The organism is Bryobacter aggregatus MPL3, from assembly GCF_000702445.1.
In the GTDB taxonomy this organism is placed as follows: domain Bacteria; phylum Acidobacteriota; class Terriglobia; order Bryobacterales; family Bryobacteraceae; genus Bryobacter; species Bryobacter aggregatus.
Map to the genome: position 1 here is coordinate 2228325 of NZ_JNIF01000003.1, position 17697 is coordinate 2246021.

The following is a 17697-nucleotide window of genomic DNA, read 5'->3' on the forward strand; positions in this document are numbered from 1 at the left end:
GAGCATGATGAACAAGATAGACATCAAGGCAGTAGTGCAAGAGAAGTACGGCCTGGCGGCTCTTCGATCTGCCCATGGAGCATCCTCCTGCTGCGATCCAATCACCAGCAATCTCTACGATCAGGAACAACGCCGGCAAGTGCCCGAAGCGGCGCTTCTTGCCTCGCTTGGTTGTGGCAACCCGACCGCGCTGGCAGACTTGCAGCCCGGAGAGACGGTGCTGGACCTGGGTTCGGGTGGTGGCATCGATGTGTTGCTTTCGGCCCGGCGTGTGGGGCCTACCGGAAAGGCCTATGGCCTGGATATGACAGATGAGATGCTGGCGCTGGCAAACGAGAATCAGCGGCAGGCGGGCGCGGCGAATGTGGAGTTTTTAAAAGGCGAGATCGAGTCCATTCCCCTTCCAGATCACTCCGTGGACGTGATCCTCTCGAACTGTGTGATTAACCTTAGTGCAGACAAGGACCGGGTGCTGCAAGAAGCCTTCCGGGTGCTGAAGCCTGGTGGCCGCTTTGCGGTTGCCGATGTTGTGACCCGTGGGGAGATGTTGCCTGAGATCCGGAGCAGCATGGGGCTGTGGGTGAGATGTCTTGCCGGAGCGCTGGACGAGAACGAGTATGCCGCCAAGCTGCAGGCAAGCGGTTTTGAGGAGATCCACATCGAAGCCACCCGTATCTACCGCGTAGAGGAGGCTCGTAGTTTTCTGAGTGGCCAGGGGTTGGATATTGATGCGATTGCGCTGCAGGTGGACGGAAAGTTTATGGGCGCCTTCATCCGTGCGCTCAAACCCCGTATTGTGGCGCATGATTAGGGCAGCGCGAAAGCAGCTTGCATTCTTTGAACGCTATCTCACGCTCTGGGTTACGCTGTGCATGGCCGTGGGGCTGGCTTGCGGCAAGATGCTGCCTAGTGTTGTCCACAGTCTGCGCGGCTGGGAACTCGGGGAATCGAGCCAGATCAACCTACCCATCGCGATTCTGATCTGGTTAATGATCACGCCGATGATGATGAAAGTCGACTTTGGCGCGGTTCGCGATGTGGGTCGCAGGCCCGCAGCTTTGGTGGTGACGCTGATCGTCAATTGGCTGGTGAAGCCATTCTCCATGGCTTTTCTCACGTGGTTCTTTTTCCGATTTGTTTTCTCTTCCTTCATTGCGCCCGCAGAAGCGGATCAGTACATTGCGGGCTGCATCATTCTGGCGGCCGCTCCCTGTACTGCGATGGTGTTTGTGTGGAGCCATTTGACGGATGGGGATCCCGCTTACACGCTGGTTCAGGTTGCCGTCAATGACTTGTTGATGCTGGTGTTGTTTGTCCCGATTGTCCAGTATCTGGTGACCGGCGCTTCCTCGCTCACCATTCCCTTTGCCGTCCTGCTTGACTCCGTGCTGGTCTTTATCGTTATTCCCTTGGCCGCAGGCGCCGTGCTGCGACGCCTTCTGATTCGCAAGCGCGGGCGGGACTGGTTTGAAATGGAGCAACTGCCGCGTTTTGCGCCTCTGACGATGACGGCCCTGCTGGCGACCTTGGTGCTGTTGTTTGCCTTTCAGGCAGACAACATCACCGCACGGTGGTTCCACGTTCTTTTGATTGCTGTGCCGATCACCTTGCAGGTCTATCTGAACTCTTCGCTTGCCTATGGGCTGATGCGGCTGCTGCGAGTGAATTACTCTATTGCGGCGCCAGGCGCACTGATCGGCGCTAGCAACTTCTTTGAACTGGCCGTTGCAACTGCGATTGCTTTGTTCGGACCGGAGTCCGGCGCGGCGCTGGCAACCGTGGTTGGCGTGCTGGTTGAGGTTCCGGTGATGCTCTCGGTTTGTGCCGTGTGCAATCAGACCCGTCATTGGTTTCCAACTCCACTTGAAAGGTAATTTCGATGTCCCCCAAGAGCATACTCATTCTTTGTACCGGGAACTCCGCCAGAAGCCAGATGGCAGAAGGCATTCTCCGGCAGGAGGCGAAGGGCCGATTGGAAGTCCATTCCGCCGGCACCAAGCCCAGCATTGTTCGCCCTGAGGCGATTGCCGTCCTGCGCGAGATCGGGATCGACATTTCCGGCCATCGCTCGAAGTCTGTCGATCAATTTGCCGGAACAGCGCTCGATCTCGTGATCACGGTTTGCGACAACGCGGAAGAGTCCTGTCCTGTCTTTCCCGTCGCCACGCAGCGGCTCCATTGGCCCTTTGAGGACCCGACTGCTGTCGAAGGGTCGGAAGAAGAACGAATGGCCGCATTCCGCAAGGTGCGCGATCAGATTCGCCGGAAGATCCTGCTGTACTTAGGCGAAGGTTAGGCATTCGGCTCCTGCTGGAAGTGGCCAAAGCGCAGGCTTAACACTGGAAGCACAAAGAGATTGAGCAGTGTCGAGGTGGCGAGGCCCCCCAGAATCACAACCGCCATGGGGTGTTCGATCTCATGACCGGGCTTGTTGCCACCAAGCACGATCGGAAGCAATGCCAGCGCCGTTGCCGCAGCCGTCATCAGAATGGGCACCAGCCGCTCCTCGGCGCCACGCAGGATCATATGCGGCCCGAAGGATTCGCCTTCCTGCTCCTGGAGATGGCGGTAGTGGCTCACCATCATGACGCCGTTGCGCGCGGCGATTCCCAGCACGGTGACGAATCCTACCAGTGATCCGAGCGATAGCACACCGCCCGTTGCGAGGACGCAGGCAACACCGCCCACCAGCGCAAAGGGCAGGCTGACGAAGACCAGCCCGGCCAGGCGCGGCGACCGGAAGTCCGTATAAAGCACAATCAAAATGCCCAGCAGCGACAGGCCGGAGAGTGCGAAGAGCCGTTGCTGGCCGGCTTGGCGCGCCGCATATTCGCCGAGCAGTTCGGGATGGTAGCCCGGCTCAAAAGGCAGCGCGTGGACGCGTTGTTCGATCTCTCTTGCGACACTGCCGAGATCGCGTCCCTTCACATTGCAGGAGACGTCGATCTTGCGGCTTGCATTCTCATGCTGGATCAGATTCGGTGTGGGGGCGATGCGCAGTTCTGCGACATCCTCGAGCGGAATCTTCGCGCCCAAGGGCGCATCGATCCACAGTTTCCCCAGGCTAGCGATATCGTTGCGCGTGGCTTCCTCCGTCCAGACGGAGACATCGAAGATGCGCTGGTCTTCATAGATCTCGCCGACCTTTGTGCCACGGATCAAGGTCATGGCCGCGCGGCGGACATCGCCGGCGGTGAGCCCGAAGCGCTGCGCCGCTTCGGGACGCACGCGGATCTCAATCTGCGGCACATCCACTTGCGGCTCGACAATCAGATTCGCGATGCCGTCGATCTTTGCAATGGTTCCGCTGACCTCTGCCGCCTTCTGCCGGAGGACTTCAAGATTGGGTCCGTAGAGACGGACGACGATGGCGCCGCTGCCTCCGGACAGCACCTCCTTGATTCGCTCCTTCAGGTAAGTCAATAGATCGCGGTAGAGCCCGGGATAGCCGTCGACCACTTCCTGGATCTTGGCCACCGTCGGCGCGTAGGGCACCTTGGGGTCGAGACTGATCCAGAGTTCCGTGAAGTTTGGCCCCACTACTTCATCGGCCACCTCAGCCCGTCCAATGTGCGAGCCGAAATTGCGCACTCCGGGAATGGCACGCAACTCGCGGCTGACCCGGGCCGTGATGCGCTGCATGGCGGACAGTGAAGTGCCCGGCTTCTCCACCCAGTGCATCAGGAAGTCGTACTCCTGAAAATGCGGCAGAAACTCCTCTCCCAATCGAGTGACGGCAAAGCCTGTCGTCAGGAAAATACAGACAAGGCTAACGATGATCGTCTTGGGGCGTGCGAGAAGCGGCGGCAGCAGTCGGCGATAGACGCTCTTGATTCCTCGCACGAGCGCGGTCTCCTTGTGGCCTCCGGTCGTCTGTCCAAACTTTGGCAGCAGGAGCAGGCAAAGCGCCGGTGTGACGGTGAGGGCAATGGCCAGCGAAGCAAGGACGGCGAGGATGTAGGATAAAGCGAGCGGCCGGAAGAAAGTGCCGGCCAGGCCGTCGAGGAAGAAGACGGGCAGGAAGACGAGTACGACAATGATGGTGGCGTAGACCACCGCGCTGCGCACCTCAAGCGACGCCTCCAGGACCACTTTCCATGCAGGTTGTGGATTGCCGGAATCGTGATTCATGCGCAAGCGGCGCAGGACGTTTTCGACATCGATGATTGCATCGTCCACTACTTCGCCCAATGCGATGGCCAGCCCGGCAATCACCATCGTATTCAGGGTGGCGCCACGCCAATGGAGGACCAGCGCCGCTGTGATAAGCGAGAGCGGAATGGCGGTGAGGCTGATGGCCGCCGTGCGCCATTCAAACAGGAACAGAATCAGAATGGCAGCTACCAGAATGCAGCCCCAGATCAGCGCCTGCTTCAGGTTCTCAAGCGACATCTCGATGAAGGTGGCGGGGCGGAAGATGCTGGTGTCGAGTTGCACGCCTTGCAGGCCGGGGCCCAGTTGCGCGACCGCCTTCTCGACATTGCGGGTGACCTCGAGCGTGTTCGCTCCCAGTTGCTTTTCGACGATGAGGAGCAGACCTGGCTGGTCGTTGATCACTGCATCGCCAATTGGGGCCTGGTGCCCTTCGGTGACATTTGCCACGCGGCCGAGCAGCAGGGGCGCTCCATTGCGGAAGGCAACAGGCACTTCCTTGAGGTCCTCGGCCGAGTGCACGGCGGGCATGTGGGTGACAGAGAGCCGCTGGTTTGCCGTCTCGACAAAGCCACCGGCTGCGGGCATGGTGGCGTCCTGGGTGACGCGAATGATTTCGGCGAGACTGAGCTTGTAATCGCGCAAACGGTCTGGGTCGACCAGCACCTGGACTTGCCGGTCCCGCTGGCCCCAGATGGCGACGTTGGCGACGCCAGGCACGGACATCAGCCGGGGGCGCACGGTCCACCGGATGAGCGTGGTCATTTCAGTTTGGGAGAGTTTGCCGGACCATACGCCGATCTTCATCACACGGCTGGTGGAGGAGAGCGGGGAGAGGATGACGGGAGTCTTGGCGAGGATCGGGAGTTGACCGCTCAAGGTGAGCAAGCGCTCTTGCACGAGTTGCCGGTCTGCCATCAGTTCAGTGTCGGGCCCGAAGATCAGCACCACTGAGGACAGGCCGAGCACGGACTTCGAGCGCATCGTCTTCATCCCCTTCACCCCGTTGAGCGCGTTCTCAATCGGAGTGGTGATGAGCGACTCGACTTCGGTGGTGGAGAGCCCGGGCGCCTCTGTCTGCACCTCCACGAGGATGGGCGAGAACTCAGGGAAAACATCGAGCGGCGCTTTCTGGATCACCTGCCAGCCAACGAGGAGTAGCAGGATGGACAATGCCACCACCACCCAACGCAGGCGAAGCGCGGTTGCAACGAGGGTTCTCAATGTCCTGCTCCAAATTCTGTTCCAAACAATTCGGCAGCCCCTGCCGTCACCACCCTCATCCCGGCGCTCACGCCCCTTGCAAAGTAGACTGTGCTCCCGGCGGTCTCAATCAGATCCACACGCTGGCGGCGATAGAGTTGCGGGCCTGCTTGCACGTACACCCAGGTGCCGCCATAGCTGTCATAGATGAGGGACGAGGCCGGGGCGGCCAGGCCCTTTCGAGTTTGCGATTGCAGGGGCAAGGAGACAGAAAGCCTGTGCCCGGGGCGCAGCATCAGATCGGAGTTGGGAAGCTCAAAGTAGAGATCGGCCGTTACGGCTAGCGGGTCGGCACTGGGAGGCGCCGATGCGAGACGCGCCTTGCGTATGGTTCCGGCGCCGTCCATTTCCCGGATCTCAACGAGGTTGGCGCGCGCGAGATCCTTCAGGTCTGCGGCGTAGACGGGAACTCGCAGCCACACATTGCGGAAGTCCGCCACTTCAAAGAGGACGGTTCCAGCAGCGACGTTTTGGCCCTCGGCGGCAAGCAACTGGCGTAACACTCCATCGGAAGGCGCAACGACGCTCATCTCGACGTCGGCCTCGAGCGGATGGCTTTCGAGCCGCTTCAGGCGGAGGGCTGCTGCGTCGAAGTTGGCCTTGGCCTGTCCAAACTCCTGATCGGCAATCTCCACATTGCGTTTGCTGCCAGCCAGATCGCTGAGCAACTGCCGGGCCCGCTCTAGTTGCTGGGTGGCGGTGTCCAGCCTGGCCTTGGCAGATTGCAGATCGGATTCATAAGTTGTTTTGAGGTCGCGTTGGGGGGCGAGCATCGGCGTCAGACGAAAGAGCACTTCCCCGCTTTTGACAAACTGGCCCACCATCAGGCCCTTGCGCACAAGTGTAACTGCGCCTGAGGCGGGCGCCGTTACGAGCAGTGTCTTGCCAGGGATGGGCATCACTTCTCCGGCGATGGTCAGGTGCCTGGAGGCGCTGCGTTCCGCGACTTCGGCGACTGTGATGCCCAGACGGCTTTCGGCTTCTGGTGACAGCGTGATCTGGGTCAGATGGCTCTCCGCCACGCGGTTGTCCACCTTGGCTGGTACTACCGCTGCCTTCTTCTCGGGCGCCGGTGCAGAGTTGCAAGCGGCAAGGGCCAGCAGACTAAAAACGAGTAAGTGATGGAGAGTGCTCATTTGGTTCCTACATTCCGGTCGAGGAGGGCTTGGGCCCGCCTGAGGGCTACTTCGGCATCGGCGAGTCGTAGTTCTGCATCGATCAGGCCGCGCGATTGTTCGAGTACGAAGAGATAGGCGACATCGCCTTTTTGGTATTGCTCTTCGGCCAATGCGACGGTCTTTTGCAGAGGCGGTAGAACTTCCTGGCGCAGGCGATGGAGTGCGTCTTGGGCCTGTACGAGCAGCTCGCGCGACTCATAGACTTCGAACGCCACGCGTTGCTTGATCGCCAGATACTGGCGTGAGGCGACTGCGACTTCCGCATCGGCGCGGGCACGCAGACCTTGGTTCTGATGGAAGATGGGCAGCTCTGCGCTGAGTCCGGGGCCGGTGAGAATTCCGTTCGTGCCAACGCCCTTTGAGCTGAGCTGCGCCGCGACCAAACCAAGCTGCGAGCGTTGCCAACGGGCTCTCTCGGCTGCGGCCGCAATCGCAATCTCCGCTGCGCGCAGGTCTGGCCTGGCCTCTAAGGCCTTGCCCACCAGTTCGCTGGCCTGTGGCGGCGGAGCCTCGTCGATGGGCGCTATGGTGATCGTGATAGCGCTCCTGTGCAGTGCAAGGCCCAGCGCCATCCGCAGCCGCTCGGTGGCCAGTGCGACATCGTGTTGCAGCCGCAGCAATTGCTCGCGCACAGAGGCCGCATCGCTGCGGGCGGCCATCGCCTCCAGGTCGCTAATGTCGCCAGCCTTCAATCGCGCCTCGGTCAGGCTTGCAATCCGCTCGCGTAAGGTGACGGATTGCTGACCAGCCTTCTCTCGTGCAATGGCCAGCGCAAGGTCCGCATGCGCGAGGCGTGCATCGCGGACGGTGTTGAGTCCGTTCTGAATCAGGCTTTGGGCCAACTGGTCATAAGCCTTCTGGGAGGCCGCCACGCGGCGCTTCCGCTGCCAGAGCACTTCGATCGGCAGATTGAGAATCAGCTCAAAAGGCTTGGGGCCCACAGGCAGCAGCATGTCGAGCCTGGGGTTGCGCAGCAGTCCGGCATCGATCAGATCGCCACGGGCAATGCCCAGGCTGGCAAGATCGGCTCGCAACTGCGGTTGGTTCCACAATGCGATTGCCGCCGCGTCATCGGAGGAGAGTGGCTGCTCGGCCTGGATTCCAGGAGGAAACTGAATCGCATCGCCGCCTTTGTTCTCAGGAGGGAGCGGCAGTTGCGTGCGGGACTGAATGCCGGCCTGCGTCGCGGTTGCTGTCGCTGGTGCAAGACGGCTTGCGCAACCGACAAGTCCAGCGCTAACCAGGAAGATTGCGAAATGAAGAGGACGCCATGGCATCGTAGCCTAAGGACATCACAGCAATCTAAAAATAACCTTCAAGGCATCTGAAGCAAATCTGAAGATTCACAGGAAAGAATGAGGCAGGATGCGGGTTCTCGTGGTGGAAGACGATGTGGATATGGGGCCGGTTCTCGAGCAGGCGCTGCGCGAAGAAGGCGATTCGGTGGTTCTTGCAAAAGATGGAGTGACCGGCTTTGAGCTTGCCAAGACGAATGACTTCGATGTCATTTTGCTTGATGTCATGCTGCCGGGGTTGGATGGCTTTGGCGTTGTCCACCGCCTGCGCGAGCAGGGTTGCCACACGCCGGTTCTGATGTTGACCGCGCGCGACACCATTCGCGACATCGTTCATGGGTTGAACTCCGGGGCCGACGATTATCTGACCAAGCCCTTTGCGCTTGAGGTTCTGCTGGCGAGGTTGCGCGCGGTGGCCCGTCGCGGTGGCTCGCCCCAGAAACTGGTCTTGCGCATCGCCGATCTGACGTTGAACACGGCTTCGCGCGAAGTGAGTCGCGGCAATCGGGCGATTGAGCTGACGCGCACGGAGTATGGAATTCTGGAGATGCTGCTGCGGAACAGTGGCCGCATTGTCTCCCGCGACCAACTCATTGAGGCGGTCTGGGGTTATGACGCTGAGATTGAGAATGCGACGCTCGACACCTTCGTGCATCTGCTTCGCCGCAAAGTCGATCCGCCGGGCGAATCGAAACTCATCCACACCAGCCGCGGCGTGGGCTACTCAATCCGCGTGGAGCATTGATCGCCATGTTTCCCATTCGCATCCGGCTGACTCTGATCTTCGGAGGCCTGCTATTTTTCGCGCTAGTGCTATCGGGAGTTGCGGTGATCACGCTCTTGAGACAGCGGCTGACGGCGCATCTTGCGGAGTCGCTCGATCATCGATTGCGGGGTGTCGAGAATTTTCTTGTGCGCGAAACCACAGCGGCGACGGCAGATCGCATTCCTCTCGAATTGGCGGAGTATGCCTCGACACAGCCCGAAGGTCATCTGATTGAAGTCCGCAATGAAGACGGCCAACTGCTGCTGCATGGCGACCCCGTTCCTGCGCCTGCGCTGGTGCGGGAGCGATCCTTCCGTTTGTACGGCCGGTCCTTACAGACGCGGGCGGCCGCGTCCACGGTGCCGATTGAGGAATCGGTGCAGGAAGTGACGACGCTGCTCGCCTGGTCGTCACCGTTGCTGTTGGTGCTGATTGGACTGACGGGTTACTGGATCAGCCGGGGATCGCTACGGCCGGTGGATGCGATGACGAGTTCTGCGCGTTCGATCGGCGCCGGCAATCTGAGTGGGCGGCTTGTGGTGCCCAGGCCGCGCGATGAACTCAGCCGGCTGGCTGAGGCCTGGAACGAAATGCTGGGGCGACTGGAGGAATCTTTCTCCCGGATGCGCCGCTTTACCGAGGATGCGGCTCATGAGCTGCGCACGCCACTGAGCGCCTTGCGGGCAACAGTGGAACTGTCGCTACGCAAGCGCCGCGAGCTGGAAGAGTACCGGCAGACGCTTGAGTCTGTACTGCGGATTGCGGAACGTCTGAATCTTCTGACGGAAAGCCTGCTTGCAGTGGCGCGCAGTGAAGATGCGCCTGATAGTATTGCTCCGGTGAATCTGGCCGCGCTGCTGCGAGGACTTGCAACAGAGCTTGAGCCGTTGTTTACCGATCAGAAGATTGCGTTCCACATCGATGTGCCGCAAGCCTCCGCCGATCTCTATGGAGACGCGGATGCGCTGCGCCACTTGGTTGCGGCCCTGTTAGAGAATGCGCTGAAGTATACCGGGCCCGGTGGCACGGTAAGGCTGCGATTGCAGGAAGCTGGCGCGTACTGGAGCGTTGCTGTAATCGATACGGGGTGCGGCATTCCGGAGAATGCGCTGCCGCGCATTTTCGATCGCTTCTATCGCGTCGATCCGTCGCGGGACCGCGCCAGTGGCGGCTATGGCTTGGGCCTGGCGATCGCGCAGCAGATCGCGCGGTCTCATGCGGGCCGGATTGAAGTATCGAGTGTGCTGGGCCAAGGAAGTTGCTTCTCGTTGCTCTTGCCTCGCGATCCGGCCTCCCTTGCTCCTGCTGTATATTAGCCCTATGCTTCGTTGTCTTGCTTGTCTTCTGATTGCTACTTCTGTCTGGTCTGCTGATTGGAAGAAAGCGGTTCTGTTTCGCGCGACCTTTGATGCGTCTCTCGATGCGTCGATCGCGAAGGGCGACCCGAAGCTCTACAATGCCCCGTCGTATCAGGATCTGCAGCCGGCTCTGGCTGGACTCGAAGGCTCGGGCGTCGAATATGCCAAAGGCGAGGGGCGCAAGGGCGATGCGCTGCGTTTTCCGAAGAAGAATACCCGCGCTGTTTTCTTCAAGGCAGGGAAGAATGTTTCGAGTACTGCGGGAACAGTCAGCTTCTGGTTGAAATTAGACCCGAATCAGGATCTCGCGCCAGACTACTGCGACCCGCTTCAGATCACCGATCGGGCTTACAACGACTCCGCCATCTGGGTGGACTTCACCAAGGACAATCCACGCCAACTCCGGCTGGGTGTCTTCGGCGCGCTGAAAGCCTGGAACGGGACCAATCCCCAGCCCGACAGAAATCCCAGTTTCAATACCCGCCTGGTGAGTGTGAAGCAGCCGCCTTTCTCTCGCGATCGTTGGACGCACATTGCCATCACCTATCAGGGGCTGGGCAGTGGCAGGGGCGCGGCGAGTCTTTATCTGAACGGCCAACTGCAGGGCACGATGCCGCCGATTGAAGAGATCTTCGGATGGGACATGGACAAGGCGACCATCCGGCTGGGCGTCAACTACATCGGGCTCATGGACGATGTGGCTGTCTTCAATCGGCCTTTGACGGCGAAGGAAGTACGGGATCTCTCTTCTGGAAAGTGGTGAGCGCTTCACTTCGCATACTTCGGCTGCAGCGCTGTTCCTTCTCGAATTTCGTCAGAACCACGGCGTACAATCAGATCCCCAGCCTTGAGCGCACCCATCACTTGCACTAGTTCTCCAGCGGGCGGACCTTTTTTGACATTCACCCACTCCGCCCGGCCATCCTGCAAGCGGATGACAAAGCTGCGCTCGGTGGTTGTCACAATGGCACTTGGGGGAAGCAGCAGCGACTCGCCAACGCCACCCACCGGCCAGGTCACTGCCGGGTACATGCCAGGGGAGAGCTCCTGATTGGGATTGGAGACGTCCAACTCCACGGGCATGCTTCTGGTGTTGGGATCGAGCGATCGATCGATCCGTGCGATTTTCCCTGCGAAGCTGCGGCCAGGATAGGCCGGTACTCGAAACTCCACCGGCGTTCCCGCTTTCACTCCTGCTGTCTCGGCTTCTGGCACGGCCACAACCAGACGTAATCTGGAAATCTGTTCGAGATCGAGCAGCGGGCCTGCGGATCCATTTCCAGGTCCGACAAGAGCGCCGGGATGCACATAGCGCCGGGTGATCGTACCGGAGAAGGGTGCGACAACCTTGAGGTATCCCTCGGACTGTTTTGTTGCCCGCTGCGCTGCTTCCGCCGAACGCACTGAGTTGTCGGCAGCGCGGAGCGCAGCGAGTGCTGCCTCTACTGCTTTCTCTGCTTGCACCAGTTCATTCCCCGCAATTGCTCCCACCGTGGCGGAAGCGGCCTTCAGCCGTTCATAGGTGGCTTGCACGCCAGCGAGGCGCGCCTTTGCTTCCGCTCGAAGAGATTCTGTGATGTGCACCTGCGATTCGGCTTGTGACGTTTCTGCGCCCAGTTCCGGGGCAATGAGTAAGGCCAGTGTTTGGCCTTCTTTTACAACGGATCCCCGATCCACCAGCATGCGATCGACAAAACCGCTGGCGCGTGCGTGCAGGGCGACACTTTGAAAAGGAAGGATCTCACCAGGCAACAGGATGGTCCGCCGCACCTTTTCTGAGCGCACCGTGACAACGTCAACAGCTTGTGCCAATAGCAACTGCGAGCCGAGGCTGAGTATCAGAAGAAATGTGAATCTAGATTGCATTCGGAACATAGTGAGAGCTCTCCGGGTCAGCGGGATTCAATGAGGGAGACTGCGTAGTGGCACGGCTCTGGAGGACAGCATAGAGGGCGGGCACAATCGTCAGAGTAGTGATGGTGGCTAGGATCAGGCCGCCGATCACCGCCCGGCCGAGCGGAGCCGATTGCTCGCCGCTCTCCCCAAGGCCAAGCGCCATCGGAAGCATACCCATCACCATGGCAGAGGCTGTCATGAGCACCGCTCGCAGTCTCCCAACGGCGCCTTGCCGCGCTGCCTCAACGACGGGAAGCTTGAGTTCCTTGCGGGCTGCCTCTGAAAAACTGATCAGCAGAATCGAGTTTGCAACAGCAATCCCGATTGCCATGATGGCGCCGAGAAACGACTGAATATTGAGGGTGGTGCCGGTCAGCAAGAGCATCAACACAACACCGCAGAGCACCGCGGGGACGGTGAGGACAATCGCCAATGCCAGCCGGAGTGACTGGAAATTGGCAGTCAAAAAGAGGAGGATGACAACGATGGTCAGCAGCAATCCGGTCTTCAATCCCGATATGGTTTGCTGCAGTGCTGGAACTTGTCCGCGTAGCAGAACCTTCACGCCTCGCGGCGCCTTTCCTGCCCGTTCAATTGCCCGCTGGATTTCTGGCGCCGCCTGGCCCAGCGTGACTCCATGGAGATTCGCAGTGAGGCTCAGCATGCGCTGGCCGTTGGAGCGTTCCATCATGCCGGGAGCTGTGCCGTTCTTCAACTGCGCCACCTCCGACAGAAAGGGCCGGGACGCGCCTTTCGGGGAAATCTGCAACTGTCCCAATGCCTCGTTGGACTGCATGCGATTCTGCGGAATCTCGACCTGGATCTGAAACGCATTGCCGGAATTTGGATCGCGCCAATAGTTTGGATCTGTAAAGCGTGAAGATGATGTGGCCGCTACGAGCGACCGGGCCACATCCTGCATGGTTAAGCCGTACTGACCGGCGCGATCCCGATCTATATCGATCTGTAGAGTGGGGTAGTCTTGCGGCTGGGAGAGTTGAAGATCCCGCAGGAAGCGCAACTTGGTGAGCTCTTCCCGGATCTTTGCCATATGTGCGCGATCGTCCGCGAGACTGGGTCCTTGGATGGCGATCTCGACAGGCGTCGGCGAACCTGCACTGAGCACCTGATTCACAATGTCGCCCGCCTCGAAGGAGATCGCGACGTCGGGCAGGGCTTCCCGAATCTTCTGCCGGAGCCGTTCGCGGAGAGCGGCACTGCCATGCCGCCCCTCCGGCTTGAGCGCTACGGTCAGCACCGCTTCATGAGGACCATTTGTCCAAAGGAAGATTGTATTGATCGGATAGCTGGCTGGCTGAACGCCAATGAAGGCGGTGCTGATCTCGATATTCTCCGCGCCAATCTCTTGTCTCACCACATCCAGCGCTTTGAGGGCTACGAGTTCTGTGCGCTCAATGCGGGTTCCGGTGGGCGCACGCAAGCGCATCTGGAATTGAGGCGGATCTGTTTGCGGAAACAGCTCTGTGCCGAGTGTTGGCACGAGAATGACAAGGGCGGCGATCGATGTGACCAGGTAGCCGATGGCAATCGGGAAGCGGAAGGCAAGGGCGACTTTTAGATAGCGTGAGTAGAACTCCCGCAGCGTGCCGAAGAGCCCGCGAGACTCGTCTTCAGGATGACCAGCTCTCATCAACCAGGCCGAGAGGACAGGCACCAGGCTGGTGGACAGAACATAGGACGAGATCATGGCAAAGCCGACCGCAAGAGAGAGTGGCAGGAACAATTGGCGGCTGACGCCCTCCATGAAGACGGCGGGGACAAACACGGCAAGAATGCACACCATCGCAAGCAGCCGTGGCAGCGCAGTCCGGCGGGCTGCTTCCACCACTGCCACTGCGCGCGGCAGGCCTCGGCTCATTTGCGTGTGGATGTTCTCTACTTCAACCGTCGCCTCGTCGACAAGAATGCCCACGGCTAAGGCAAGCCCGCCGAGGGTCATCATGTTGATGCTTTGGCCGGCAGCCCAAAGCAGTACGATCGCGGACAACAGAGCCAACGGAATGGTGGTGATGACAATGAAGGCACTGCGCCAATCCCTCAGGAAGAGCAGCACCATCAGGCCAGTGAGCACGGCGCCGAGCGCCGCTTCCACACTCAGCCCCTTGATGGCGTTGGTGACGTATCCGGACTGATCGAACTCAAGCCGCACGGTAACATTCTCGGGAACAGCTTCGCGAAAGCTGGGGAGCGCGGCCTTGACTGCGTCCAGAACGGCAAGAGTACTCGCGTCGGCTCTCTTGGTGACCGGAATATAAACGGTTCGCTTCCCGTTCACATGTGCGTAAGCGGTGAGAATGTCTGTGCCGTTCTCCACCACGGCGATGTCTCGAATGTAGACGGTGGTGCCTTGGCCCACGCGAACGGGTGCATTCGCGAGATCTGCTAAGTTGCCGCCGACAACCGAGTTGGTCACGGCAAAGCGATTCAAGTCGCCTGTGCGGAGGTTGCCGGAGGGAACGACTACCGTCGCCTTGTTTACTGCGCTGATTGCTTCCTCTGGCGAGATGCTGTACTGGCGCAGCTTGTCCGGGTCAAGCCGCACGACGATGGTTCGTTGATTCCCTCCAAAAGGAGGCGGTGCGGAAACGCCGGGCAGTGTGGCGAATAACGGCCGCACGCGGTTCAGTGCAATATCTTGCAGCTCACCGGCACTAAGATCCGGGCTGCTAAACACGAGTTGCCCTACCGGAACACTCCCGGCGTCGAAGCGTGTAATGAAGGGTGGCACGGCGCCCGGAGGCATGAAGGCACGAGCGCGATTCACATAGCCGACGGTTTGCGCCATTGCCTGATTCATGTCGGTGCCCGCATAGAACACCAGCTTCATGAGGGCCGCCCCTTGGATGCTTTTCGACTCGACGCGCTGGATTCCGGTGATGTAGAGGAAGTGATACTCGTAGTAGTAAGTCAGAAATCCTTCCATCTGGGATGGATCCATGCCCCCGTAGGGTTGGGCTACATAGATCGCCGGTTCCCCCACCTGGGGAAAGATGTCCACCGGCATACGGCGAAGCGCCAGGCCTGCGGTGAGCGCGATGGCGACAATCACCGTCAGCAGGCTGATCGGCCGAGTGAGAGCTGCAAGTACAAGTTTCATCGTGGTTTACTGGCTCGCTTCAATTAACAGTGGGCTCAGGTTTCCTGTGGCTGCGAATAGCGCGAGCTTGGCGCGCCATGTCCCCAGACGAGCGAGGCTATCGTCAATCTCTGCCTGCGCAAGCCGCCGGTGCGCATCCGCAACTTCAAGCGCGGTGCCGAGTCCGGACTGGTACCGGGCTCTCGCCTGTTCAGTGAGATGACGAGCTGCGTCCACGACCACGGGCGTCGTCTGTGCCACTTCGAGCGCGCCTTCGAACGCTGCAGATGCCTTGTTCTGCCGGGCTCGGAGATCGACCAGCACTTGGCTATAACGGGCTCTTTCGGCGTCGAGGTGAGCGCTTTCCGCACTCCGGCGGGCACGAATAGCCTGGTACTCAAAGACGTTGAAGGTTGCGGTAAACCCGAGTCCCCAGTTCTGTATGTTTGGTCCCAATCCGTTCACTCCACCGAGGAGTCTGCCATCTGAAATCGCTCCGGTGCCACGTGCGTAGGAAGTTCCTTGAATTGCGAATCGCGGATAATAACTGCGATCCAGTACGCGTAGCCGCGCTTGCACCTCTGCCGTTGCCGCATCTTGCTCACGCGCAAGCGGGCTTTCCGATAAGTCCCCAGTCTGGGGTAGAGGGCCTGCCATCGTTAAGAGCTTTCCGGCATCGATGCTCAGCGTCTTCGGCTCTATTCCGAGGAGCGCTCCCAGAACTCCCTTGGCTTCTGCCTCAGCCTGACGGGCGCGAATGAGCTGCGCCTGAGCGGAAGCCTGTTCTGCTTCTGCGAGCGACAGTTCCGCTCCCGGACGTAGTTCGGTCCGAACCAGAGCATCGATGATTCGCACCAGTTCCGCGGAGCGGTCGGCAGCAGCACGAGCGGCGATGATCGTTTGCTCGGCGGCAACGATCGTGAGAACGGTATCGGCGACGATCGTCGCGATATCGAGTCGCGTGCGGCCGGCAATCGCCTCGGCTCGAGCCCGCCCCGCTTGGGCAACTGCTACATTCGCCTGGCGGAGCCCAAAGTCGAATGGCTCCCAGGTGGCGAGCAGCCCGACGGTGCTTCCCCACGCGCTGCCCAGGCCATTGGTGCCCAGTACTGGCCCGGATATCGGGGAAAGGACCTGCGAGGGCAGCAGGAGTCCAAGTACGTTATTCCTTGTTGCGCGATTGATCCCAGCAACTGCTTCCAGTGATGGAAGGTATGCCGTTCGGGCCAGTTGAATCGCAGCCGTGGCGCTACGCAACTCTTCTTCCGAGACGCGCACGGAAGGATATCGCTCCAGTGCTGCGTCTACAGCCTGTTGGAGATTGAGACGCGAGGACAGAGTGGGCTGAGCGAGGGCATGGGCGGCAAAGACCCAGAATGCACAGAGCCATCGAAGTCTCGCCTGGAAGAATCGTGTGATTGGCATTGGATTCATTGGAGAGGCTCGGTCTGTCTCACTTATTTTTGATCCTTGATCAGTTCTCCGAAGAGTTCCCGGACTTTACCCAGTGCCATCTTCAGCGCCCGTTTTCCAAGTGCTGTTGCCCGGTACATCCGGCGGGACGTTTTTCCTTGGCGCTCCACCTGGGACCGGAGATATCCTTTGCGTTCCAGGCCATGGAGGATGGGGTACAGAGTGCCGGTGCTCATTTTGTAGCCATGATGCCGAAGCTCCTCGACCATCCAGAGGCCAAAGAGAGGGGCTTGGGCCGCATGGTGCAGGATGTGAAGGCGGATGAGCCCTGAGTAGAGATCCTTATCTTCTGCGGTATTCATCATTTCTGTATTTCGCTAGCGAAATTCGACAGAGAGGGGCTTGGGCCGCATGGTGCAGGATGTGAAGGCGGATGAGCCCTGAGTAGAGATCCTTATCTTCTGCGGTATTCATCATTTCTGTATTTCGCTAGCGAAATTCGACATCGAAAAGTATAGCAAAGCGAGAGATGAATTCACTCCAGCCGACCGCTAGGAGCAGGTGCAAAGTTGGACGATGCTGTCTGGGGCGCCCGCAGGGCGCGATTGCAGCTCTCTACTCCGTTCTGAGTGCGGCGATTGGGTCGAGCCGGGCTGCGCGTCGTGCGGGAAGATAGGCGGCAAGGAGTCCCACTCCAAACAGCACGGCGATGACGGTGAGGAATGTGGCGAAATCGTTCGGACTAACGCCGTAGAGCATGCTCTTTAGGAATCGGGTTGTGGCTGCCAGACGTTTGCGGCCCGCCGCTGTGAGCGTATAGAACTTCGCGCGGCGATTGTTCTCTGATAACTTCCATGAGCTGTTAGGGAACGGAGTTGTCGATCCCGCGCCAAGCTCGGACCCCTTGACAATCTACAATGATTGTAGATAATCATAGGGTGGCAAAACCTTCCAGCCTGATTCAAGGAACTCTCGATCTGCTGATCCTGAAGACGGTATCGCTCGAAGCTGTACATGGATGGGCGATTGCCAAGCGGATCCAGCAAGTCTCGAACGATGTCTTGCTTGTGCAGCAGGGCTCGCTGTATCCCGCGTTGCACCGCTTGGAACAGCAAGGGTGGATTGAATCGGAATCGCGCGAGACGGCCTCAGGGAGAGTGGCGAAGTTCTATTCGCTCACCCGGGCAGGGAAGAAGCAACTCACTCAGGAGTTGGGGCAGTGGGAACGGCTGTCCGCCGCCATTAGCTTAGTCGTGAAGCCCGTGTAAGGAGGAATGCC

At 59.7% G+C, this 17697-nt stretch carries 15 protein-coding genes; 7 read left to right on the forward strand and 8 right to left on the reverse strand.

What is annotated here, in order from left to right; genetic code table 11:
• The first annotated feature begins 7 nt into the window (after nucleotides 1-7).
• The 3 genes from M017_RS0110470 to M017_RS0110480 are packed head-to-tail and all read left to right on the forward strand — an operon-like array spanning nucleotide 8 to nucleotide 2296.
• On the forward strand, nucleotides 8-811 hold the full coding sequence (locus M017_RS0110470) for an arsenite methyltransferase (protein WP_031497805.1): 804 nt from the start codon (nucleotides 8-10) through the stop codon (nucleotides 809-811).
• Nucleotides 804-1874, forward strand: coding sequence for an ACR3 family arsenite efflux transporter (gene arsB / locus M017_RS0110475; protein WP_031497806.1), 1071 nt, complete (start codon nucleotides 804-806; stop codon nucleotides 1872-1874). The genes M017_RS0110470 and arsB overlap by 8 nt, the downstream gene beginning before the upstream one ends.
• A gap of 5 nt (nucleotides 1875-1879) precedes the next feature.
• Complete coding sequence (locus tag M017_RS0110480) at nucleotides 1880-2296, forward strand: arsenate reductase ArsC (RefSeq protein WP_031497807.1); 417 nt, start codon at nucleotides 1880-1882, stop codon at nucleotides 2294-2296.
• On the opposite strand, the gene M017_RS0110485 is transcribed toward M017_RS0110480, so the two are convergent.
• The 3 genes from M017_RS0110485 to M017_RS0110495 are packed head-to-tail and all read right to left on the reverse strand — an operon-like array spanning nucleotide 2293 to nucleotide 7870.
• Nucleotides 2293-5376, reverse strand: coding sequence for an efflux RND transporter permease subunit (locus M017_RS0110485; protein WP_031497808.1), 3084 nt, complete (start codon nucleotides 5374-5376; stop codon nucleotides 2293-2295). The genes M017_RS0110480 and M017_RS0110485 overlap by 4 nt on opposite strands.
• On the reverse strand, nucleotides 5373-6551 hold the full coding sequence (locus tag M017_RS0110490) for an efflux RND transporter periplasmic adaptor subunit (RefSeq protein ID WP_031497809.1): 1179 nt from the start codon (nucleotides 6549-6551) through the stop codon (nucleotides 5373-5375). Before M017_RS0110490 ends, M017_RS0110485 begins: the two co-directional genes overlap by 4 nt.
• Nucleotides 6548-7870 (reverse strand): TolC family protein, encoded by a 1323-nt coding sequence (locus M017_RS0110495; RefSeq protein WP_051669829.1) that lies wholly within the window; start codon nucleotides 7868-7870, stop codon nucleotides 6548-6550. Before M017_RS0110495 ends, M017_RS0110490 begins: the two co-directional genes overlap by 4 nt.
• 88 nt (nucleotides 7871-7958) lie before the next feature.
• Between M017_RS0110495 and M017_RS0110500 the strand changes: the two genes are divergently transcribed.
• From M017_RS0110500 to M017_RS0110510, 3 genes are read left to right on the forward strand one after another with little or no spacing between them, the layout of a single operon-like run.
• A complete protein-coding gene (locus M017_RS0110500; RefSeq protein WP_031497811.1) occupies nucleotides 7959-8633 on the forward strand; it encodes a response regulator transcription factor in 675 nt (224 codons plus the stop codon).
• 5 nt (nucleotides 8634-8638) lie between these two features.
• On the forward strand, nucleotides 8639-9970 hold the full coding sequence (locus tag M017_RS0110505; RefSeq protein ID WP_155121347.1) for a sensor histidine kinase: 1332 nt from the start codon (nucleotides 8639-8641) through the stop codon (nucleotides 9968-9970).
• 4 nt (nucleotides 9971-9974) lie between these two features.
• A complete protein-coding gene (locus M017_RS0110510) occupies nucleotides 9975-10775 on the forward strand; it encodes a LamG domain-containing protein (RefSeq protein WP_051669834.1) in 801 nt (266 codons plus the stop codon).
• 5 nt (nucleotides 10776-10780) lie between these two features.
• On the opposite strand, the gene M017_RS0110515 is transcribed toward M017_RS0110510, so the two are convergent.
• The 5 genes from M017_RS0110515 to M017_RS29260 form a co-directional block, all read right to left on the reverse strand.
• Nucleotides 10781-11878 carry an efflux RND transporter periplasmic adaptor subunit gene (locus tag M017_RS0110515; RefSeq protein ID WP_051669835.1) on the reverse strand — a complete coding sequence of 366 codons (1098 nt, stop codon included), beginning with the start codon at nucleotides 11876-11878 and terminating at the stop codon, nucleotides 10781-10783.
• The gene (locus tag M017_RS0110520) at nucleotides 11868-15026 is read right to left on the reverse strand and encodes an efflux RND transporter permease subunit (protein ID WP_031497815.1); all 3159 of its coding nucleotides are present in this window, start codon (nucleotides 15024-15026) and stop codon (nucleotides 11868-11870) included. The genes M017_RS0110515 and M017_RS0110520 overlap by 11 nt, the downstream gene beginning before the upstream one ends.
• 6 nt (nucleotides 15027-15032) lie before the next feature.
• Nucleotides 15033-16430: a TolC family protein gene (locus M017_RS0110525; RefSeq protein WP_051669837.1), complete on the reverse strand. Its 1398-nt coding sequence runs from the start codon at nucleotides 16428-16430 to the stop codon at nucleotides 15033-15035.
• A gap of 32 nt (nucleotides 16431-16462) precedes the next feature.
• Entirely contained in the window at nucleotides 16463-16780 is a 318-nt protein-coding gene (locus tag M017_RS0110530) for a PadR family transcriptional regulator (protein ID WP_031497817.1), read from the reverse strand.
• Nucleotides 16781-17033: 253 nt separating this feature from the next.
• Nucleotides 17034-17177, reverse strand: coding sequence for a hypothetical protein (locus tag M017_RS29260; RefSeq protein ID WP_155121348.1), 144 nt, complete (start codon nucleotides 17175-17177; stop codon nucleotides 17034-17036).
• A 179-nt stretch (nucleotides 17178-17356) separates the two neighbouring features.
• Here M017_RS29260 and M017_RS0110540 point away from each other — a divergent pair, with 179 nt between their 5' ends.
• Nucleotides 17357-17686 carry a PadR family transcriptional regulator gene (locus M017_RS0110540; protein ID WP_031497818.1) on the forward strand — a complete coding sequence of 110 codons (330 nt, stop codon included), beginning with the start codon at nucleotides 17357-17359 and terminating at the stop codon, nucleotides 17684-17686.
• Nucleotides 17687-17697 lie beyond the last annotated feature (11 nt).